Origin of the sequence: Sphingomonas sp. BK036, from assembly GCF_004216825.1 — a bacterium.
In the GTDB taxonomy this organism is placed as follows: Bacteria; Pseudomonadota; Alphaproteobacteria; order Sphingomonadales; family Sphingomonadaceae; genus Sphingomonas.
Window position 1 is genome coordinate 1452621 of sequence record NZ_SGXR01000003.1, and the last position, 20637, is coordinate 1473257.

Here is a 20637-nt window from a genome sequence, read left to right on the forward strand (position 1 = left end):
CAATTCGGTGCCGATGGGGGATAATGCGTAGGTCTGCGGCCTTTGCTAGGGATCAATTCATGTTAGGTGCTGTTTAACAGGATCCGATTACGGGATTCGAAGGACAAATTCGTTGTGATGACGCGTGGGGGTATTGTCGGGGTGGTTGCCGGGGCGCTTGTCGCCACCGCGGCCCTCGTCGCGCCCGCCTTCGGCGCCAGCGAACAGCCTGCTCGGATCGCCAAGCGCAACGTCGCTGCCGTCCGCGGCATCGGCTCTTTCACCCCCGCCGCCGCCGATCCCCGCCTTGCCGCGATGTTCGCGCGCGGTGGCTTCGACGCCGGCCGGTTCCGCTTCACCCCCGCCGAAACGCGGCAGGACAATCGCGCGGTGACCGTCGCGGTCCGTGCGCAGACCAACCGCGGTGTCGCCAACACGGCCAGTCTCGCATCGACGACGCCGACCGTCGGCATCGCGCCGATCGCGTATAATCTCGGCATGTCGGTCGGCTGGAAGCGGTTCGCGATCTCGGGTGACGTGAACAAGCTTGATCTCGGCGGCCTGCCGGGCAGCCGCCAGGCGGCCGATCTGGCGATCAGCTACAGCGCCAAGCGGTTCAGCGGCACCGTCAAGGCTGCCGCCGATCGCCCGCTGGCGAACACGCCGCACCTGATCGAGGAGATGCCGAGCTACTCGGTTGATCTCGGCGGCTCCTACTCGCTGACGCGGAACCTGGCCGTGACCGCCGGCGTCCGCTACCGCTCCGACCGCGAGCGCTTCGTGAAGGTCGATGACGATCGTCGCGACAGCCAGGCCGTGTATCTGGGCACCGCCTTCCGCTTCTAAGCGCGGGGGCGCGGCTTGTTGAGCGCATGCCGGCCAGAGAGCGATCTGGCGTGACTTCGCCTTAACCCGTCACCCCAGCGAAAAACCCGTCACCCCAGCGAAAGCTGGGGTATCCCTCGTGGCTCGCGACACCCGCCAAACGACGAGATCCCAGCGTGCGCTGGGATGACGGGGGAGGGGGGCTCGCCGCTAGCAGCCGACCTCCTCGCCAACCCTAGCGCATCCAAGCATCGATCGCGGCCCAGCCGTGGAACCCGAACCGCCGGATCCGCCGCCACCGCGCCGCGTCCATCCCGCCCAGCGCCACGACCTTCGCACCAAGCCCACGCGCGATCCGAACGGCCCGCGCCGGACCCAATCCAACCGCGCCCTCATGCGATCGCGTGGCGTAGACCGGTGACACGAACAGCGCATCAGCCCCCGCGCGCTCGCCGGCCAAGGCTTCGACCCGCGAGTGCGCCGGCCATGTCCTGATCCCGCGCGTGCGTGCGCCACCATGAACGCCATCGGCGCCAATCGCGGAGGTCCCGGCCACCACCAGCACCAGCCGCCGCGCGTGCGCCAACCGTCGAATCCGCCGCAACAGCATGCGTCGCGCCGCCGCCGGTGTCGCGTAATGGCGAAACACCACGCCCGATCCGGGCGGCAATCGCCGGAGCGCGGGCCACAAGGCGTCGCCCATCCGCTCGTCGGTCATCAACCAGCGCTCGGGGATGGGCTTTCGAACCGACACGTCGCTGCCTATAGCGCGGGGCATGACATCTGACGACACCACGCCGCTCGAGTCCATCCGCACCCGGATCGCCAAGGCCGCCGACATCGCCGATCGCCGCGTGACCGACGTCACGCTGATCGCGGTCTCCAAGACGCACCCCGCCGACGCGATCGTGCCGCTGCTCGAACAGGGCCAGCGCGTGTTCGGCGAAAACCGCGTTCAGGAGGCGGCGGAGAAATGGCCCGCCCTGCGCGCGGCCTATCCCGACGTCGAACTGCACCTGATCGGCCAGCTCCAGTCGAACAAGGCCGCCGAGGCGGTCGCGCTGTTCGACTGCATCCATGCGGTCGATCGCCCCTCGCTGGTCGAGGCGCTGGGCAAGGCGATGGCCGCGGGCGATCGCCGTCCCGACTGCTTCCTCCAGGTCAATATCGGCGACGAACCGCAAAAGGGCGGCTGCGCGATCGCCGATCTGCCCGCGCTGCTCGAAAAGGCGCGCGCCGCCGGGCTGCCGATCGCTGGCCTCATGTGCCTGCCGCCCGCCGATATCGAACCCGCACCCTATTTCGCGCTGCTCGCCAAGCTTGCGCGCGACCATGGGCTGACCGGGCTCAGCATGGGGATGTCCGACGATTTCGAGACCGCGGTGACGATCGGCGCGACTCATGTCCGCATTGGCAGCGCGCTGTTCGGTGCGCGGGGCGTCGCGGCATGACGTTCGACGCGCTGCTGTTCGACTTCGACGGCGTCCTGATCGACAGCGAAGCGGTCGGCAACCGCCACATCGCCGAGTGGCTCACCGCAGCGGGCCATCCGACGACCGCCGAGGAATCGATGGCGAACTTCATGGGGCTCGCCGGGCCGCAGTTCATCGACGCGGTCGAGCGCTGGATCGATCGGCCACTCCCCGACGACTTCTACGCCGCGCGGCAGGCCGAGGACGCGCGCGTCATGGCCGCGGGCGTCGACGCGATCGAGGGGGCGGTGGCGTTCGTTCGGTCGCTCCCCGCCGACCTGCCCAAGGCGATCGTCTCGTCGAGCCCGGTCAGCTGGATCGCGCGCCATCTCGAGCATATCGGCCTGCGCGACGCGTTCGGCGACCATCTCTACAGCGGCCGCGAGCATGTGACGAACGGCAAGCCTGCGCCCGATCTGTACCTGTTCGGCGCGCGCCAGCTCGGCGTCGACATCGCACGGACCGCGATCCTCGAGGATTCGCCCGTCGGCGCGACCGGCGCGGTGGCGTCTGGCGGCTATGTCATCGGCCTGTCCGCGGGCTCGCATTGCAACGCGGAACATGGCGCACGGCTGAAGGCGATCGGCGTCGACGCGCTGGCAGAGAGCTTCGACGACGTCGCGCGGCTGCTGGGATAAGCTCGCCCCGGTTCTTGACGTCGGGGACAAGCCAGCCAGTGATAGCTACCCCCCCCCCGGCGAAGGCCGGGGTCCAGTCGGGGAACGGCAATAACGGCGGGCGGACCTTCGTTACATCGGCCCCGGCCTTGGCCGGGGCGGTGCCCGCCTGAGGACGACGCAAACGCAACGCGTCCGCAGTGCCCGCTAGCCCCGCTTGCGCCGCCAGATCGCCCCGATCCCCGCGACCAGGTCATACGGGATCGCCGCTGCCTCCCGAGTCCGCATCTTCAGCTGATACCGACGGCTCCCGCCATGCGGCACATGGATCGCGCTCGCGGGCATCCCCAGCATCGTGAACAGCATCCGGATCCGCGGCTGGTGATAGCCGTCGGTACAGATCATGCACTGCGCATAGTCGCCCGCCCGCGCGAACGCGGTCGCGGCGACCACGCTCTGCAACGTATCGACGCTCGCCTCGTCGAGGTGGATCCGCGACCGGTCGACCGTCTCGGCCAGCATTTCCGCCATCACCGACGCCTCGGAAGGCCCATGCGCGCCCTTCGCGCCCGAGCAGAACAGGTCCGCATCGACATAGCGCGCCGCCGCCGCCGCCGCGAATGCGATCCGCCGCGCGAGCGTCGGGCTCGGGCTGCCGTCGGGACGGACCGCCGCGCCGAACACGACGATCAGGCGTCTGGAAGGCGGGATGTCGGTCAGAACTGGTGCCCCGTGCGATCGCGCTTCGTCGCGAGATACTGCGCGTTATGCGGATTGGACGGCAAGAAATGCGGCACGCGCTCGATCACCGTCACGCCCGCGGCCGCCAGCCCGGCGACCTTAGCCGGGTTGTTCGTCAGCAACCGCACCTCGCGCTGCCCGAGCAACGTCAGCATCCGCGCCGCCACGCCGAAATCGCGCGCATCGACCGCAAAGCCCAGCCGCGTGTTCGCGTCGACCGTATCATAGCCCTGGTCCTGCAACGCATAGGCGCGCAGCTTGTTGACCAGCCCGATCCCGCGCCCCTCCTGCCGCAGATACAGCAGGATACCCCAACCACTGTCGCGAATCGCATGGATCGCGGCGTGCAGCTGCGGCCCGCAATCACACTTCAGGCTGCCGAGCACGTCGCCCGTCAGGCACTCGCTGTGCAGCCGGACGAGCGGCGGCTCCCCATTAGGCTGGCCGATCAGCAACGCGATATGCTCGTCGCCGCTTTCGGGGCTGCGGAACGCCACGATCTCCGCATCCTCCGCGCCCTCGACGGGGAGGCGCGCGCGCGTCGCGAGAGTCAGGCGAGTCGCATCCTCGTGCGCGTCGATGTCGGCGTGGGCGATCGCGACCTCGGGCTCGCCGGTGCCGAGGAAGAAGGCGGGCAACAGCCCGGCGATCCGCGCGAGCCGCAGCGCCGCCGCGGCCGCCTGCGGATCGGCGACCGGGATCGTCCGGAACGGCCCCTTCATCGGCGTCGCCAGGTCGAATTGCGGATCGGCCAGCGCGGTCGCCGCGGCAAAGTCGATCCACGGCGCGCGATCGACCAGCACGGGCTCGGTCGGATCCGCGGCGGCCAGCTGGTTCGCCAGCTTCAACGTCGCGGCACGCCCCGACGATATCAGGACGCCGCCCGTCGCGTCCGGATCGAACGCCGCCAGTCGCGTCGGGTCCGCCGTCTCGACCGCGAGCAGGACCAGCCCGTCGATCGCGATCGGCCACCCGCGCCGCAACGCATCCACCGCGCGGGCCGCAGCGCGCGGATCGCTCAAAACGCGAACTCGGTGAGGATCGGGATGTGGTCGGAGGGCTTGAGCCAACTGCGGCACCGCTCATATACGTGATGCTCGACCGCGGCGTCCGCGGCCGCACCGGTGGCCCACATGTGATCGAGCCGCCGCCCGCGATCCGACGCCTCCCAATCCTTCGCGCGGTAGCTCCACCAAGTGTAGAGCCGCGCGGGCGCCGGGTGAAAGCGACGACCGAGATCGACCCAGTCGCCCGCCGCCTGCAACCGCGCGAGCGCCTCGACCTCGATCGGCGTATGGCTGACGACGTCGAGCAGCTGCTTGTGGCTCCACACGTCCGATTCGAGCGGCGCGATGTTGAAATCGCCGACCAGGATCGATGGCCCCGCGAGCGTCTCCGACCAGGTCGTCATCCGCTCGAGGAAATCGAGCTTCTGGCCGAATTTGGGGTTCGCCTCGCGGTCGGGCACGTCACCGCCGGCGGGGATGTAGACATTTTCCAGCCGGACGCCGTTGGGCAGCCGGACGCCGACATGGCGCGCCTCGCTGTTCGCCTGCCAGTCGAACCGGTCGTCCTCGACGATCGGCACGCGGCTGAGGATCGCGACGCCGTGGTGCATCCGCTGGCCGTGCAGGACGATATGCTCATAGCCAAGCGCGCGGAACGCCTCGAACGGGAAGTCGCCGTCGATGACCTTGGTTTCCTGCAGGCACAGGATGTCGGGCTGCTCGTCGCGCAGAAACTGTTCGACGATGGCGATCCGGAACCGGACCGAGTTGATGTTCCAGGAGGCGATTTTCACAGCCGCGATGTAGCGTCGCGTGGGGGGCGGGACAAGCAAGCGTCTGGAGCTTTGAAGAAGGTAGAAGGCGCCATCGGCGAAGCCACTGTCGTCGACCGAGCCCCAGAGAAGGAGGGGGCTCGCCGGCCGCGCTTGAGCGAGTCGGGCAAAATGCTTTTGCCTGCCGCTCTACGCGAATGACCCCCGCTCCGGGGGCATGGAGCGAGGGCCGACTCAGCGTTCGTCACGCAGGCAGACTGTGGAGAAACCATCCGGGCAACAGGGGGAAAAATCCCGAATGCCCCACATCCGCGGCCCACTCTCTAGGGCCCGAAACCTGTCGCTGGCATGAATGACGCGAAAGTTTTGTTACTTTCTTCCACCCGTGCGGCGCGGATCGTTCCAGCGGAAGGTGTTGTCGCTGACCGCTTCGCCGAATTTCTGGTTGGTCAGGCGGATCGTCGTCCGGTTGTTCTGGCTGTCCAGCGCGACCCAGCCCTGCAGCATCAGCCCGCCCGGCGCGCCCGCGTTGCGCACGAACACCAAGGTGATCCGGCCATATTCGGGGTGCTTGGGATCGTTCGCCTCGACCGACACGATGCGCTGGTCATAGCCGGGCACCAGCTTGGCATAGCGCGTGATGTCGCGAGTCGGATCAAGCAGCACGCCCAGCGGCGAGTTCTTGATCGGCCAGCGCTGCACCTGCTTGACCGAATAATCGATGAAGGTCAGCGCGCCGCCCTCCGCGACGATCAGGATCGGCACGCCCTTCTCGTACTGGAAGCGCAACTTGCCGGGCTTCTTCAGCGTCAGCACGCCGGTCAGCACCTTGCCGTTGCGATCCGCCTGCGAGAAACTCGCGGTCATCGTCTCGACCGACTGGAGATGCTTCTGGACGGCAGCGAGATCGCCGCTCGCCTGCGCGACGGCAGGGGCGGGAACGGCGGCGACCGAGAGGGCGGCGATCGTCGCGATCACCGCGGGGCGGGTATTGAACATCGAAATCTCCTTGAAGCGCCGACGATTGCCGCCCCGCGCTTGAACCGCCACTGAATTCGGCGTGACTTCAGTGTTGAATGCTCGTCCGCCATCACAGTCTCCGTCATCCTGACGAAAGGCAGGATCCAGGATCAAGCAGCGCGGCGGATATTACTCTGGATCCTGACTTTCGTCAGGATGACGGGGAGGGCACGAAGACCGTTCCCCCCTACAGCGTGATCGCCCCCTTCAACCCGAGCACGCCGACGTCGCGGGCGTCATGCACGCCGCCCGGGTTATGGATGAACTGCACGTTCGGGCGCAATTCCAGCCACTTGGTCGGATGCACGCTGTAATAAATCTCCGATGCATATTCGGCATCCTGCACCGCCGGCCGCGTCGGATCAAGCGCCTGGCCCTTCGCGATTCGCCCGTTCACATTGGTCCGCGCGACGCCGATGCCCAGGATGTCCCCCGGTCGCCACGGCACCAGCCCCTTGTAGAACAGCCCCGCGGCAACCTGATTGTCGGTGGTCGACGTCGCGCGATCGGCCTGCGTCGCGTTGAGGAAGACGCTGAGCCCAGTCACCGACTTGCCGTCCTTCGACGTGCCCGTGATCTGCTGCTGGATGTTGAAATACACGCCGTAGCGCGCGCTGCGCCGCAGCGGGTTCAGCCCGGTGATCGCGATCGGCTGGCGATTCACGTCGTAATACACGTCGTTGCCGTTCGACGTGTTGATCCAGCCGCCGACCTTATACGCGCCGACCCGGCCGTCATCATCGCCACGCCGCCATTCGGCCTCGACCGGGATCAGCGCGCCGGTCGCGCCGTGGAACCGGCCGATCACGAAGTCCTTCTCCAGGTTGCGCGGGTTCACCTCATACGCCGCGGTCTTCAGCGTGACATGGTCGTTGACGTCGTAGCGCAGCCGCGCGCCCCATTGCCCGACGGGCCAGTTCTGCCAGTAATCGCCGACCAGATTGCCCGGCTGCGCCCCGCAGAAGCTGAGATTCTGGAAATAGCAGGAGAATACCGCGAAATCCTCGCCGGGATTGGTCCGCCCGATCTTGAGTTCGAGCTTCTCGCCCAGCATCTGCTCGTACCAGAATTGCGTCAGGCGCAGCGTCTGGCCGCGGCCATAGACCTCCTGCACCTGTTGCAGCACGCCGAGATTGGCGTCGGCACCCAGATCGCGCCCGCGGCGATAGGTGAGCGTCGCCTGGAACGCGCCGCCCTTCAATCCGACGACCTTGTCGAGATCGAGCAGCATGCCGACGTCGAACTGCCCGGTCTCGCGCAGCAATTTGCGGTCCCCGCCGGAAAAATTATAGCCGCTTTCCGAGGCATAGCGCGCGCTGAGCCCGATCCCGCGATCCGCCAGCTTCTTGCGAATTTCGAACCAGTCGGCGAACAGCCCGGGCGGCGGCGTGCGCCGCGTATCCGCGGTCAGCGCGGAGGGAGACAGATCGCTGTCGCGGCGAACACCTGAACGGGGGCGGTGCTGCGTATCGGTGGCGGTGCTGCCGGGGGTCTGTTTCGCGGTGTCCTGCGCCCAACCCTGCCCGGATATAGCGAGCGCCAACGCCGCCACGCCCAACCGCCGATACCCCATTAATCCCACCTGTCGTCCGTAACTTGTGTTCCCCCCGTAGACCGCACCTCGTTCGTCCGAAACCCTCCGTCATGTCGCATGCGGCGAGACGGTCACAGTCCCAGCCAATCCTCCCCCGCCAGGGGGAGGATTCTAGATCGCATGCCCCTCGGTATCGCGCAGAACTTCGCGCCGCCCGACATGATCGGGCCGACCGACGATGCCGTCCTTCTCCATCCGCTCGATCAACCGCGCGGCCGAGTTGTAGCCGATCCGCAACTGCCGCTGCAGCCACGAGGTCGACGCCTTTTGCGACTCGCATACCAGCTGGATCGCCTGGCGATATTGCTGGTCCTCCGCCGAATCCTCGCCCGTCGGCGATCCCTCGAGCGCGAAGCTCTCCTCGGGCTCCTCGGTCACCGACGAGATATAGTCGGGCAGCCCCTGCGAACGCCAGTGATCCGCCACCAGCCGCACCTCGTCATCGGTCACGAACGGCCCGTGGACGCGGACGATACCCTTGCCGCCCGGCATGTAGAGCATGTCGCCCTTGCCGAGCAGCTGCTCGGCGCCCTGCTCGCCCAAGATGGTACGCGAATCGATCTTCGAGGTGACGTGGAAGCTGATGCGCGTCGGCAGGTTCGCCTTGATGACGCCGGTGATGACGTCGACCGACGGCCGCTGCGTCGCCATGATCAGGTGAATGCCCGCCGCGCGTGCCTTTTGCGCGAGCCGCTGGATGAGGAATTCGACCTCCTTGCCCGCGGTCATCATCAGGTCGGCCAGCTCGTCGACGATCACCACGATCTGCGGCAACACGTCGTATTCGAGCTTCTCCTCCTCGTACATCGGCGCGCCGGTATCCGGGTGATAGCCCGTCTGCACCTTCCGCCCGAGCGGCTGCCCTTTGGCCTTCGCGCCGCGCACCTTGTCGTTGAAGCCCGCAAGGCTGCGCACGCCGACCGAGGACATCTGGCGATAGCGATCCTCCATCGTCTCGACCGCCCATTTCAGTGCGCGGACGGCCTTTGCAGGGTCCGTAACGACCGGCGACAGCAGATGCGGGATGTCGTCGTACATGCTCAGCTCGAGCATCTTCGGATCGATCATGATCATCCGGCACTGGTTCGGCGTCAGCTTGTACAGCAGCGACAGGATCATGCTGTTTAGGCCGACCGACTTACCCGAGCCCGTCGTACCCGCGACCAGCAGATGCGGCATCGGCGCAAGATCGGCGATCACCGAATCGCCCGCGATGTTCTTGCCAAGGATGATCGGCAGCTGCGCCGACTGGTCCTCGAACGTCTGGCTGCCGACGAGTTCGTGCAAGGACACCGCCTCGCGCCGTGCGTTCGGCAGCTCGATGCCGATCACGTTGCGCCCCGGGATCACCGCGACGCGCGCGGAAATCGCGGACATGTTGCGCGCGATATCGTCGGCCAGCGCGATCACGCGGCTCGCCTTGATGCCGGGCGCGGGCTCGAGCTCGTACATTGTCACGACCGGGCCCGGCCGCACCTCGATGATCGATCCCTTCACGTGGAAATCGTCGAGCACGTTCTCGAGCAGCCGCGCATTGCGCTCGAGCCCTGCCTTGTCGACGACATTGCCCTGGCTCGGCGGTGACGGAGTCAGCAGGTCGAGGCTGGGCAGCGTGAAATTGTCACGCAGGTCGAGCGACGACTGGCGCTCCTTGGGTTTCGCCTGGCTCGGCGCAGTCTGGCGATCGGCGATGACGGGGGCAGGGCGCGGGTCGGGCTCGGCAAGCGCGCGCGGCTCGACCGGCTTGCGCGTCAGGGTCAGCGGCTCGTCGTCGTCCTCGTCGATCTCCGCAAAGCCGTCATAGCCGAGCGCCTCGGTGCGATTGCGGCGGGGGAAGCGCCATTTGCGCTCGCCGAGATCGATCTCGATGCTCTTGCCCCAGACGATCGCACCCGCGATCGCCGCGACCAGCCCGATCGCGCGCGCGGACCAGAGCTCGGCGACCGGCTCGCCGACAAAGCTGAGCGCCCAGTGGACCGCACTCGCGACCGACAGCCCGATCACGCCGCCCCATCCGGCCGGCAGCGCGAGCACCGACGAGCCAGAGACGAACGCCAGCGCGCTCGCCATCAGCGCGACGCCGATCGCCGCGCCGCGCAGCATTCGCACCCAGTGGCCCAGCGGCAGGTCGCGCCACAGCCGCAGCCCGAGGACCGGCCCGATCGGCAGCAGCAGCGCCACCGCGGGGCCGAACAGAGTCAGCGCGATATCGGCGAACCACGCGCCCGGCGGCCCGACCAGATTGGCCGGCGATCCGCCCGACGCGGTGTTGAGCGCAGGGTCGCTCGGGTGATAGCTCGCCAGCGCCAGCGCCATCAGCAGCGTGCCGACGAACAACGCGATCGCCGCGATCAGCGCACCGCTGCGGACGGCACCCGCTTTCACCGTCTCACGCCACAAGGCTGGCTGCGCGCGGCTGGCCATGACCCGTATTCTCCAGAATCACTATAATAGGGTTAGTGCATCGCGCTGGGCTGGTCGGACGTCAAGCCGACCCCGTCGGCAATGCGCGGTCGCGCGCGGACAACACGGGTTAAACCGCGCCCGGATCGGCGTTGGCAGCGACCGGCTGGCGGGATAGAGCGGCGTCATGGACACAGATGTAATCATCCTCGGTGGCGGGCTGGTCGGCGCGACGCTCGCTGTGGCGCTCGACGTGCACGGCATCTCGACGATCGTGATCGACCCGGCAGACCCCGCGGTGACGCTGGCGCCCGGTTTCGACGGCCGCGCGTCGGCGGTGGCGAGCGCGAGCCACCGGATGCTCGACGCGATCGGCGTCGGCGCGACGCTGGCGGGGCAGGGCTGTGCGATCCGCCAGATCCGAGTCAGCGACGGGCTCGAACCCGGCGCGCTCGATTTCGTCCCCGCCGCCGACGATGGCGCGCTCGGCACGATGTACGAGAACAAGCTGATCCGTCGCACGCTGTTCGATGCCGCGACCGCAGCCGCCAATGTCGACCTGCGCATGACGACGCGCGCGACGTCGGTCGACCGCGCCGACTCGGGCGTGACCGTCACGCTCGACTCGGGCGCCGTGATCCGCGCCCCGCTGCTGATCGCCGCGGAGGGCCGCAACTCGCCGACTCGCGAGGCCGCGGGGATCACCATCGCGCGCTGGTCGTACGAGCACACCGCGATCATCGCCGCGTTCCACCACGAACGCCCGCACGACGACGTCGCCTACGAGATATTCTATGCGAGCGGCCCGTTCGCGCTGCTCCCGCTTCCCGATGACGCCGACGGCCACCGCTCCGCGATCGTCTGGACGGTCGACGCGAAGAACGCCCCCGGCATGTTGAAGCTCGGCGACCGCGCATTCCTCGCCGAAGCGGAAAAGAGCATGGGCGGATTCCTCGGCACGTTGTCGATGGCGACGCCGCGCTCGTCCTACCCGCTCGGCTTCCACCACGCCGCGCGCATCACCGACACGCGGCTCGCTTTGGTCGGCGACGCGGGCCATGGCATCCACCCGATCGCGGGGCAGGGCCTCAACCTCGGTTTCCGTGACGTCGCGACGCTCACCGAAGTGCTGGTCGAGGGCAAGCGCCTCGGCCTCGATCTCGGCGATGCGGCGCTGCTAGCGCGCTACCAGCGCTGGCGCGGGCTCGACACGTTCATGACCGCGGCGGCGACAGACACGCTCACCCGCCTGTTCGGCCTGCCGGGCAAGACCGCCAGCGCGGTGCGGCGTTTCGGGATCAGCGCGGTCAACGCGATCCCGCCGCTGAAAGATCGGTTCATGGCCGAGGCGCGCGGCGAAAGCGGCGATCTGCCCAAGCTGTTGCAGGGCCTCACGATCTGAGGCGGGCGATCTGCCGATCATGAGGCCGTGACAGCAGGATCAGCGCCAGCGCGGCTCCGATCAGGCACATCAGCATGTCCCATTGCGTATCCCAGGGGTCGCCCTGCGTCCCGAGGAACGCGTCCGCGCCCTGGCCGAGCGCGACCGCGGCCCCGAACTCGATCAGCTCGTACAGCGCGCTGACCGACAGGCAGTAGGCGAGCACGGTGATCGCCAGCACCCGGCCCGCGGCGATCACGCCGCTCCGCACGAGCACTTCGCGCAAGACGATCGCGGGCACGAATCCCTGCATCAGATGCCCGAACCGATCATAGGGATTGCGCGCGAGATGCAGCCAGTCCTGCACCGCAAACCCGATCGGCACGCGCGCATAGGTGTAGGCGCCACCCAGCATCAGCACGAGGCCGTGCACCGCGATCAGCAGCAGCGCGAGGTCGGTGAAGACGAAGCGGCGGCGGAGACCGACCAGCACCGGGAACGCGATTAGGACGGGGGCGATCTCCATCCACCACGTCGCGCGATCGAACGGTGCCCAGCCCGATGCGACGAGGCCGATCCCCCAGACCGCGCCGAGAACCGGCAACCGACGATCGGCCGAAGGCATCAGGCGGGGGCGTCGATCCGTCGGGCTTCCTCAACCAGCATCACCGGAACGCCGTCGCGGACCGGATAGGCAAGGCCCGCCGCCTCGGACACCAGCTCCTGCATGGCCTCGTCATAGCGCAGCGGTGTGCGCGTCATCGGGCAGACCAGGCGCTCGAGCAGCCAGGGATCGAGCATCGTCAAACCAGCTTGCCGGGCGCCGGCGGTGCGGCGGCGGCGCGCGTGATACGCCCGCTCTCGCTGCCGATCCGCCGTTGCGTGGCGACGTGCTCGATCGCCGTGATCTTCTTCGGATCGAAGAGATTGGCGAAAAACATCCCGATCATCATCGCGGCGCCATGCGCGCGCCCCTTGCGGTGCGGCTTCACTGCAACGTCACCGATTCGTCGCCGTCGTGACGGCCGAAAAACTGCATCAGCTGGATGATCAGTTCGGCGCGGTGTTCGATGTCCGGCGCCTCGAGCAACGCCTGCTTGGCGGCCGAATCGAACGGGGCGATCTGCGCGATGCCGTTGACCAGGCTCTCGTCGTCGAGCCGCCCGACTGCATCCCAGTCGACCGCATAGCCCTGCATGTCCGCGAACCGGCGCGATTCCATCTCGAGCGACGACCGCCGTCCTAGCGACAAGGCGTCATCCTCAGGCAACGGCAGCAATTCCGCCTCGACCTGCCGGAACGCGGTCGTCACGTCGAGCTCGCGGACGATCCGGAACAGTGCGATGCCCTCCAGCACGACATTGTACCGCCCGTCGTCGAGCGCCTCGACCTCGGCGATCTTGCCGACGCAGCCAATGTCGTACAGCGCATCCGCATCGTCATGCGGGCCGCCCCGCGGCTGGATCATCCCGATCCGCCGGTCGCGCGCCATCGCATCGCTGATCATCGCCCGATAGCGCGGCTCGAACATGTGCAGCGGCAGGTGCATGCCCGGGAACAGCAAGGCCCCCGGCAGCGGGAAGATCGACAGACGCGTGGTGGCGCGGGGGGGCGACTCGGTGGTCATCCGAACAGGATCGCAGACAGACGCCGCCGCTGTCCAGAGACCCAGGGGTCTTCGAGCCCGACGACCTCGAACAGCTTGAGCAACTGCGCGCGTGCCGCGCCCTCGTTCCAGTCGCGCTCGGTGGCGATGATGCCGAGGAACGTGTCCGCCGCCGCATCGCGATCGTTCGCCGCCATCTGGCCGTTGGCGAGCGCGAAGCGGGCATTCAGGTCGTCGGGGTTGGCCTCGACCGCAGCGAGCAGCGGCGACAGGTCCGCAACCGGTGGCGCCGACTGCGCGAGCGCGAGCGCCGCCTGTGCGCGGTGAATCGCCGGATCCTTGGCGATTGCCGGATCGAGGTTCGCCAGCCAGTCGCTCGCCTCGTCGAGCTGCCCGGTCGCGACCAGCGCGCGGACGAAGCCGGCATGGACCTGCGGATGCTCGGGCGCGATCTCGGCGATCTCGCGGAACAGCCCCAGCGCACGCTCGCCGTCACCCGCGGCAAGTGCCGCTTCGCCGATCGCGATCAGCGGCTCGACATCGGCGGCCGGATCCGCCGGCTCGGCCTCGATCGGCAGCTGCTTGAGCAACTGGTCGAGCAGCACGCGCAACTGCGACTCGGTGCGCGCGCTGGTCATGTCGGCGACCAGCTGCCCCTGGAACATCGCATAGACGGTCGGGATCGACTTGATCTGGAATTGCGCGGCGATGAACTGGTTCTTGTCGGTATCGACCTTGGCCAACACGACGCCCTTGTCGGCATAATCCGCGGCGACCTTTTCCAGCGTCGGCGTCAGCGCCTTGCACGGCCCGCACCATTCCGCCCAGAAATCGATGATCACGAGCTTCGTCATCGACGGTTCGACGACATCGCGACGGAACGCTTCGACGGCGTCCTTCTCTGCGGGGGACATTCCAAGCGTGGCCAAGTTCAACTCCCGTATAATCCAGATGCGCTATTTGGGGGCGCATGCCGCGAATGCCAGCTTTAGGCCGGATCGCCATGCACCACAAACGGCGCAGGCCGTCCCGGTATCCTAAAGGCGGCGTACCGTTTTCCTGCGCACGCAGGAATCCAGGGCCAAGCAGACCACCCGCGTACGGCGCCCGAAACCCTGGGCTCCTGCCTTCGCAGGAGAACAAGAGGCAGAAGGCCGTGCCGGCATCCACCGTCCCAAACCCGTCACCCCAGCGAAAGCTGGGGTATGTCACGTGGCACGTGACGAGCGCCACACCATGAGGCCCTATCTTACGCTGGAGTGACAGCGGGACGGTAGAGGGGTGGGCGCAACACCGGCCCTGCCTTCAATGGAAGTCGCGCGACTTGGGCAGGACGCGCACATCGCGGGGGTGGGTCGCGCGCGGATGCTGGGCCCGCGGATCGGGGCTGCGCGCGAGCACTGGGCGGACCACCTCGTCCGACCGACACAGCGGCGCGTCGACCGCGTGATCCTCCGACAGGAGTCGCAGCATCTCCGTGCGATCCTGCACGCGCGCGGTCATCAGGTGCGTGACGCCTTCCTCGCTGCGCTGGATCACGCCCTCCAGCACCACCAGCCGCGACGCCATCACCGCGCGCCGGTTCGCCTCGAAATCGCGCGCCCACATCAGCCCGTTGGTGATCCCGGTCTCGTCCTCGATCGTCACGAAGATCGCATTGCCCTTGCCCGGCCGCTGGCGGACCAGCACCACGCCCGCCACCTTCGCGCGCCGGCCGTCCTTGGTCGCGTTGGCCTGCGCGCTCGACAGGATGCCTTCCGCTGCGAACCGCGCGCGCAGAAAGCTCATCGGATGCGCCTTCAACGACAGCCGCGTCGTCTGGTAATCCGCCGCCACCTGTTCGGACAGCGGCATCGCCGGCAGATGCGCGTCGGGCTCCACGCCGAGTTCGGGCACCTCCGCCGCGGCAAACAGCGCGAGCTGCTTGGGCGGCGTCCGGCGCACGTCCCACAACGCCTCGCGCCGCGGCTTGGCAACCGACCGGAACGCGTCGGCATCGGCGAGCAGGTTCATCGCCCGCTGTGGCAGGTTCGCGCGGCGCGCGAGGTCCTCGATGCTCGCGAACGGCGTGGTCCGAACGCGGACGATCTCGTCGGCCCAGTCCTGGCGGAACCCATCGACCTGCCGGAACCCAAGCCGCAAATCCTCCCCGGCACGGGGAGGGGGACCATCCGCAGGATGGTGGAGGGGGGGCGCCGCGGCCGTCCGGCCTGGAAGGGTGGCAGACGCAAACGCACCGTCCGCAACGGGCCCGGCCGCAAGCGATCCGTCTGCGGAAGCCCCCCTCCACCCCGCTTCGCGCGGTCCCCCTCCCCGTGCCGGGGAGGATTCGAGCATATTATCCCACCCGCTCGCATTCACATCGACCGGCAGCACGGCCACGCCGTGCTCCACCGCATCGCGCACCAGCTGCGCGGGCGCATAAAACCCCATCGGCTGCGAATTGAGCAGCGCGCAGCAGAACACCGCAGGGTGGAAGCATTTGATCCACGACGACACATAGACCAGCCGCGCGAACGACAGCGCATGGCTCTCCGGGAAGCCGTACGAGCCGAACCCCTCGATCTGCTTGAAGCACCGCTCGGCAAACTCCGCCTGATAGCCGCGCGCGACCATCCCGCCGACCAGCTTGGCCTGGAAATTGTCCATGCCGCCCACCTTGCGGAACGTCGCCATCGACTTGCGGAGCTGGTTCGCCTCGTTCGGCGTGAACCCCGCCGCGACGATCGCCAGCTTCATCGCCTGTTCCTGGAACAGCGGCACGCCGTAGGTGAAGCGCAGCAGCTGCTGCAGCTCGTCGGGCGGCCCGAACTTGGGATCGGGCGAGGGGAATTCGACCTTTTCCTTGTTGCTGCGCCGCCTGAGATAGGGGTGCACCATGTCGCCCTCGATCGGCCCCGGCCGGACGATCGCGACCTGCACGACCAGATCGTACAGCACGCGCGGTTTGAGCCTGGGCAGCATGTTGATCTGCGCGCGGCTCTCGACCTGGAACACGCCGATGCTGTCGCCCTTGCAGAGCATGTCGTAGACGCGCGGGTCCTCGGCGACCGCGATCGTGTCGAGCAGGTGATCGCCGTGGCCGTGCTCGCGCATCAGGTCGAACGCCTTGCGGATACACGTCAGCATCCCGAGCGCGAGGATGTCGACCTTCATCAGCCCGAGCGCGTCGATATCGTCCTTGTCCCATTCGATGAAGGTGCGGTCGTCCATCGCGCCGTTGTGGATCGGCACCATCTCGTCGAGCCGCCCCTGCGTCAGCACGAACCCGCCGACATGCTGCGACAGATGGCGGGGAAATTCGAGCAGCCGGTCGACCATCCCGCGCAGCCGCGCGATCTCCGGGTTTTCGACGTCGAACCCGGTTTCGGCAAAGCGCTGTTCCTGGAACCGGCTGGAGAAACTCCCCCACACCGTGCTCGTCAGCCGCTGAGTCACGTCTTCGGTCAGGCCCAGCGCCTTGCCGACCTCGCGCACCGTGCTCTTGGGCCGGTAATGGATGACGGTCGCGGCGATCGCGGCGCGCTCGCGGCCATAGCGGCGATAGATATACTGCATCACCTCCTCGCGGCGCTCATGCTCGAAATCGACGTCGATATCCGGTGGCTCGTCGCGCTCGCTCGACACGAACCGCGAGAACAGCAGGTCATATTTCATCGGATCGACCGACGTGACGCCGAGCAGGTAGCACACCACCGAATTGGCCGCGGAGCCGCGCCCCTGGCACAGGATCGGTGGCTCCTGCGCGCGTGCGAACCGGACGATGTCGTGCACCGTCAGGAAATAATAGGCGTATTTGCGCTCGCGGATCAGCGGAAACTCCTCGGCGAGCAGGCTGTGCATCTTCGCCGGTATGCCGTCGGGGTATTTCGCGCGCGCCGCTTCGAGCACGATATGCTCGAGCCAGTCTTGCGCGGTCCATCCCTCGGGCACCGGCTCGTGCGGATATTCGTAGCGCAGGTCGTCGAGCGTGAAGGCGATTCGGTTGAGTAACCGCGCGCTCTGCGCCACCGCGTCGGGGCGATCGCGGAACAGCCGCACGATCTCCTCTTCGGGTTTCAGATGCCGCTCGCCGTTCGCCGCGAGCAGCCGCCCCGCCTTGTGGATCGTCGTGCGCTCGCGGATGCAGGTGACGACGTCGTGCAGGTCGCGATCGTCGGGATAGGCATAGAGCGCGTCGGTCGTGGCCAGCACGGGGACGCCCGCCGCATCCGCGATCCGCCCTAGCCGCGCCAGCCGCCGCCGATCGCGCCCGCCGCGCGGCATCGTCACGCCGAGCCACACCGCCTCCGCCCCCAATCGCTTCACCGCCTGGAGGACCGTCGGCAGATCGCGCTCGCGTCGTTCGGGCAGCGCGTCGCCCTCCGGCAGCGGCGACACCGGCGTCGCACCGCGCGCGCTGCTCTCGGGCATCACCACCAGCATCATGTCCGCGTGATGCGCGATCAGGTCGCCGAGCCCGAGGATGCAGCCGCCCTTCTCCGCCCGGCGATTGCCGACCGTCAGCAACCGGGTCAGCCGCCCCCAACCGAGTCGCGTCGCGGGATAGGCGACGATGTCCGGCGTGCCGTCCGCGAACACGAGCCGCGCGCCGACCACGAGTCGGAAGTCGATCGGCGGCATCGCCATGCCCAGCAAACCGTCGCGCGCCTTCTTCAACGCCTGATGCGCGCGGACCACGCCCGCCACGGTGTTGCGGTCGGCGATCCCGATCCCGCCGAGCCCGATCTCCACCGCGCGGCCGACCATCGCGCCCGCATCGCTGGCCCCGTCGAGGAACGAGAAATTGGTCGCCGCGACCAGTTCGGCGAAGCGGGTCATGGTGCGAGGCGATCGATACGCATCACGCGAACAGGCCGTGGAGATACCAGCGCGGCGTCTCCACCTCCGAATACAGCCCGTGGCGGAAGATCCAGAAGCGGCGGCCGCGCCGGTCCTCGATGCGGTAATAATCGCGCGTCGGGATATCCTCGCGCCGCCACCATTCGCCCGCGATCCGCTCCGGCCCCTCGCTATGCGCGACGTCGTGGACGGTGCGGCGCCAGCGAAAGCGGTGCGGCGGGCCGTCGGGGACCTCGGACATCATCGATTCGATCGGCTGCGGCGGATCGAACAGATAGATCGGGCGGAGCGGGGGCTCGCCCTTTTCGGGGGTGATCCATGCGGTCGGGGCAGGGGTCTCGGCCGCCGGCAGCATCAACTCGGCCTGTTCGGGAATATGGCTGTCGCGCGCCGAGAACCGGCGTACGCGCGTCCGGCCCAGCCGCGTGCTGAGCTGGTCGACGAGTTGCGCGACATCGCCCCGCTGCGCCTCGCCGCCCTCCAGCTTCAACTGCGACGCATCGAGCGTCTCGGCGAGCGCGACGTCGAGCCGGAGCAGGTCGTAGCCGAACCCGGGATCGAGCGGATCGGCCAGGCTGTCGATCCGCTCGCGGAACAGCCGCATCAGCAGCGCCACGTCGCGCGTCGGCTGGCCCGTCTCGATCCGCAGCCGCTGGACCAGGCCGTCCGCCCGGAACAGCCGCGCTTCCCACCGTCGGCCGCCCTCGTGGCGCTCGGTCAACTGGACGTTCGCCTCGGCGGCCAGTTCGGCCAGTATCTCCAGCGCATAGTCGGTGCGCGTGATCGGTTCGGCAAAGCGGCGCTCGACGCCGATCCTGGCCACGGTGCGCCGCGCGACGATCGGCCCCTTCACCGATCCGTCGAGCCGGCGGATCATCATCGCCGCCTCCTCGCCGAACCGCGCGGCGATCACGCTCAGCGGCCGCGCCATCACGTCGCCCACCGTCTTCAGCCCGGCGCGGCACAACGCCGTCGTCGCATCCTCGTCGAGCCCGAGTGCGGCGACCGGCAACCGCTTGACCGCGCGCTTTTCATCGGGGGCGGGGGCGCCGGCATAGCGTGCCAGCGCGCGCGCCGTATCAGGCGTGTCGCCGAACGCGTGGCGTACCAGCAGCCCGCGCCGCGCCAGCCGGTCCTCGAGATCGGCGGCAAGCCGGCGCTCTCCCTCGAACTCGTGCACGCACCCGGCGATGTCGAGGATCAGCCCGTCGGGCGCATCGAGCGCGACCGAGGGCGTATAGCGCTGGCACCCGTCCGCCAGTCGCTCGAGCCATTCGTGATCGGCATGCGAATCATGGTCATAGACTTCGAGCTCGGGAACGCGCGCGCGCGCATCCGCCAGCGTCAGCCCCGGCTCCAGCCCCGCGCGCACCGCCGCGCGGTCGAGTGCCTTCAGCCGGATCCCGCCCGCCACCGTCTCGACAAAGGCGACCGGGGTCTCATCCCGTCCGACGAACAGATGCGGCCGCATCGTCCGCAGCCGCTCGATCGGCAGCCACGGAAACACCAGCGCGAGATAGCGCCGCGGGATTCCCGGCTCCGACCGGGACGACGGCGAGCGGGGCGTCTGCGGTTTCGCCGGCGGCGGTTTCAGCAGCGAGTTTGTTGAAGATATACGTGTCACGGTCCCACTCCACACGCCAGCGAAGCCCGGCCTGGCCTCCGCGTCGACGCAGCAATTCGATATCGAAGGCAGGCTTGCCCGGTGCATCGGCCTCCAGAGGCCGCGAGCGAAGCGCGCCGACCTGCCAGCGAGTCGCCGCCGCGCTCGGGACCGGGTCGGCACCGATCCGCAGGCTCAGGATCGTCACGCCCGATGCCTCGGCCGCCAGCATCAGCCGCCGCGTCGCGGTCAGGTCGATCTTGGGCGCCCGGCCCCAGGATTCGATCAGCAGCATCCCCAATCCGGGGCACCGCGCGGCATCGGCGGCGGCGCGCAACAGGCTCGCCTCGTCCTCGACCACGCCGAGCACCAGCGACGACACGTCGAGACCGATCTCGACCAGCCCGCCGGCATGCAGCCGTCCGCCCTGGCGCTCGCTCGCCTCGGTACGCAGCCACATCACCGGCGCCGCACCGCCCACCAGCGCACAGGCGACCGCGAACCCCGCACCGCAGGCGGCATCGTCCATCGTTGCGAAAACCTCGTGCAGTTGCGCGGGCGGCATACCCTGTGCCAGCCAAGTATCGGCGGACCGGTCGTCGGCCTGAACCGGCATTCCCATCGTGGCGATCCGCTTGAGGCGGGCGATCAGGGCGGACGACTCGTTCACGGTGTTCTTGTAATGTTCTATGGGTCGAGACTCCAAGCGGAATCTCGTTTCGACAGAATTTCACATTAAAGTCGAAAAGGTGCTTGCCGATCCCGAAACCCCGG

The 20637-nt window shown here is 68.2% G+C and carries 19 protein-coding genes; 4 read left to right on the top strand and 15 right to left on the bottom strand.

Annotation, left to right across the window (positions count from 1 at the left end; genetic code table 11):
- The first annotated feature begins 117 nt into the window (after window positions 1-117).
- Window positions 118-825 carry a hypothetical protein gene (locus tag EV283_RS06945; protein ID WP_207223041.1) on the top strand — a complete coding sequence of 236 codons (708 nt, stop codon included), beginning with the start codon at window positions 118-120 and terminating at the stop codon, window positions 823-825.
- 214 nt (window positions 826-1039) lie between these two features.
- Here the strand turns inward: EV283_RS06945 and EV283_RS06950 are convergent, their stop codons facing one another.
- A complete protein-coding gene (locus EV283_RS06950; RefSeq protein ID WP_347400207.1) occupies window positions 1040-1558 on the bottom strand; it encodes a thiamine phosphate synthase in 519 nt (172 codons plus the stop codon).
- Between the two features lie 22 nt (window positions 1559-1580).
- On the opposite strand from EV283_RS06950, the gene EV283_RS06955 reads away from it, so the two are divergent.
- Window positions 1581-2255, top strand: a complete 675-nt coding sequence (locus EV283_RS06955; RefSeq protein WP_130323707.1) for a YggS family pyridoxal phosphate-dependent enzyme — start codon at window positions 1581-1583, stop codon at window positions 2253-2255.
- Window positions 2252-2914 carry an HAD family phosphatase gene (locus EV283_RS06960; protein ID WP_130323709.1) on the top strand — a complete coding sequence of 221 codons (663 nt, stop codon included), beginning with the start codon at window positions 2252-2254 and terminating at the stop codon, window positions 2912-2914. The genes EV283_RS06955 and EV283_RS06960 overlap by 4 nt, the downstream gene beginning before the upstream one ends.
- Window positions 2915-3100: 186 nt before the next feature.
- Here the strand turns inward: EV283_RS06960 and EV283_RS06965 are convergent, their stop codons facing one another.
- From EV283_RS06965 to EV283_RS06990, 6 genes are all read right to left on the bottom strand, one after another.
- A complete protein-coding gene (locus EV283_RS06965; RefSeq protein WP_165391703.1) occupies window positions 3101-3577 on the bottom strand; it encodes a YdcF family protein in 477 nt (158 codons plus the stop codon).
- A gap of 32 nt (window positions 3578-3609) precedes the next feature.
- On the bottom strand, window positions 3610-4656 hold the full coding sequence (ribA, locus tag EV283_RS06970) for a GTP cyclohydrolase II (protein WP_130323713.1): 1047 nt from the start codon (window positions 4654-4656) through the stop codon (window positions 3610-3612).
- Window positions 4653-5435, bottom strand: a complete 783-nt coding sequence (locus EV283_RS06975) for an exodeoxyribonuclease III (protein WP_130323715.1) — start codon at window positions 5433-5435, stop codon at window positions 4653-4655. The genes ribA and EV283_RS06975 overlap by 4 nt, the downstream gene beginning before the upstream one ends.
- 348 nt (window positions 5436-5783) lie before the next feature.
- Window positions 5784-6413, bottom strand: coding sequence for an outer membrane lipoprotein carrier protein LolA (locus tag EV283_RS06980; protein ID WP_130323717.1), 630 nt, complete (start codon window positions 6411-6413; stop codon window positions 5784-5786).
- Window positions 6414-6621: 208 nt separating this feature from the next.
- Window positions 6622-7986 carry a carbohydrate porin gene (locus tag EV283_RS06985; RefSeq protein WP_242615823.1) on the bottom strand — a complete coding sequence of 455 codons (1365 nt, stop codon included), beginning with the start codon at window positions 7984-7986 and terminating at the stop codon, window positions 6622-6624.
- 153 nt (window positions 7987-8139) lie between these two features.
- Window positions 8140-10452: a DNA translocase FtsK gene (locus EV283_RS06990; RefSeq protein WP_130323721.1), complete on the bottom strand. Its 2313-nt coding sequence runs from the start codon at window positions 10450-10452 to the stop codon at window positions 8140-8142.
- 166 nt (window positions 10453-10618) lie between these two features.
- Between EV283_RS06990 and EV283_RS06995 the strand changes: the two genes are divergently transcribed.
- A complete protein-coding gene (locus tag EV283_RS06995) occupies window positions 10619-11833 on the top strand; it encodes a UbiH/UbiF/VisC/COQ6 family ubiquinone biosynthesis hydroxylase (RefSeq protein WP_130323723.1) in 1215 nt (404 codons plus the stop codon).
- Here the strand turns inward: EV283_RS06995 and EV283_RS07000 are convergent.
- The 8 genes from EV283_RS07000 to EV283_RS07035 form a co-directional block, all read right to left on the bottom strand.
- Window positions 11823-12437, bottom strand: a complete 615-nt coding sequence (locus EV283_RS07000; protein ID WP_130323725.1) for a DUF2238 domain-containing protein — start codon at window positions 12435-12437, stop codon at window positions 11823-11825. The two genes, EV283_RS06995 and EV283_RS07000, sit on opposite strands and share 11 nt — an antisense overlap.
- Complete coding sequence (locus tag EV283_RS07005; RefSeq protein WP_130323727.1) at window positions 12437-12613, bottom strand: Trm112 family protein; 177 nt, start codon at window positions 12611-12613, stop codon at window positions 12437-12439. The genes EV283_RS07000 and EV283_RS07005 overlap by 1 nt, the downstream gene beginning before the upstream one ends.
- A 2-nt stretch (window positions 12614-12615) precedes the next feature.
- Window positions 12616-12804 carry a hypothetical protein gene (locus EV283_RS07010; protein WP_130323729.1) on the bottom strand — a complete coding sequence of 63 codons (189 nt, stop codon included), beginning with the start codon at window positions 12802-12804 and terminating at the stop codon, window positions 12616-12618.
- A complete protein-coding gene (locus EV283_RS07015) occupies window positions 12801-13439 on the bottom strand; it encodes an LON peptidase substrate-binding domain-containing protein (RefSeq protein ID WP_130323731.1) in 639 nt (212 codons plus the stop codon). The genes EV283_RS07010 and EV283_RS07015 overlap by 4 nt, the downstream gene beginning before the upstream one ends.
- Entirely contained in the window at window positions 13436-14332 is an 897-nt protein-coding gene (locus tag EV283_RS07020) for a tetratricopeptide repeat protein (protein ID WP_130324023.1), read from the bottom strand. The genes EV283_RS07015 and EV283_RS07020 overlap by 4 nt, the downstream gene beginning before the upstream one ends.
- Window positions 14333-14723: 391 nt before the next feature.
- A complete protein-coding gene (locus EV283_RS07025) occupies window positions 14724-18239 on the bottom strand; it encodes an error-prone DNA polymerase (protein WP_130323733.1) in 3516 nt (1171 codons plus the stop codon).
- A 22-nt stretch (window positions 18240-18261) separates the two neighbouring features.
- Window positions 18262-19731, bottom strand: coding sequence for a DNA polymerase Y family protein (locus EV283_RS07030; RefSeq protein WP_242615842.1), 1470 nt, complete (start codon window positions 19729-19731; stop codon window positions 18262-18264).
- Window positions 19700-20533: a hypothetical protein gene (locus tag EV283_RS07035; protein WP_130323735.1), complete on the bottom strand. Its 834-nt coding sequence runs from the start codon at window positions 20531-20533 to the stop codon at window positions 19700-19702. The genes EV283_RS07030 and EV283_RS07035 overlap by 32 nt, the downstream gene beginning before the upstream one ends.
- Between the last annotated feature and the right edge of the window lie 104 nt (window positions 20534-20637).

Excerpts from the sequence above, each read along its gene's own strand:
- EV283_RS06945 (WP_207223041.1), top strand. The coding sequence starts at position 118 with ATGACGCGTGGGGGTATTGTCGGGGTGGTTGCCGGGGCGCTTGTCGCC.
- EV283_RS06955 (WP_130323707.1), top strand. The coding sequence starts at position 1,581 with ATGACATCTGACGACACCACGCCGCTCGAGTCCATCCGCACCCGGATC.
- EV283_RS06960 (WP_130323709.1), top strand. The coding sequence starts at position 2,252 with ATGACGTTCGACGCGCTGCTGTTCGACTTCGACGGCGTCCTGATCGAC.
- EV283_RS06980 (WP_130323717.1), bottom strand. The coding sequence starts at position 6,413 with ATGTTCAATACCCGCCCCGCGGTGATCGCGACGATCGCCGCCCTCTCG.
- EV283_RS06990 (WP_130323721.1), bottom strand. The coding sequence starts at position 10,452 with ATGGCCAGCCGCGCGCAGCCAGCCTTGTGGCGTGAGACGGTGAAAGCG.
- EV283_RS06995 (WP_130323723.1), top strand. The coding sequence starts at position 10,619 with ATGGACACAGATGTAATCATCCTCGGTGGCGGGCTGGTCGGCGCGACG.
- EV283_RS07000 (WP_130323725.1), bottom strand. The coding sequence starts at position 12,437 with ATGCCTTCGGCCGATCGTCGGTTGCCGGTTCTCGGCGCGGTCTGGGGG.
- EV283_RS07005 (WP_130323727.1), bottom strand. The coding sequence starts at position 12,613 with ATGCTCGATCCCTGGCTGCTCGAGCGCCTGGTCTGCCCGATGACGCGC.
- EV283_RS07015 (WP_130323731.1), bottom strand. The coding sequence starts at position 13,439 with ATGACCACCGAGTCGCCCCCCCGCGCCACCACGCGTCTGTCGATCTTC.
- EV283_RS07020 (WP_130324023.1), bottom strand. The coding sequence starts at position 14,332 with ATGTCCCCCGCAGAGAAGGACGCCGTCGAAGCGTTCCGTCGCGATGTC.
- EV283_RS07025 (WP_130323733.1), bottom strand. The coding sequence starts at position 18,239 with ATGACCCGCTTCGCCGAACTGGTCGCGGCGACCAATTTCTCGTTCCTC.
- EV283_RS07030 (WP_242615842.1), bottom strand. The coding sequence starts at position 19,731 with ATGCGGCCGCATCTGTTCGTCGGACGGGATGAGACCCCGGTCGCCTTT.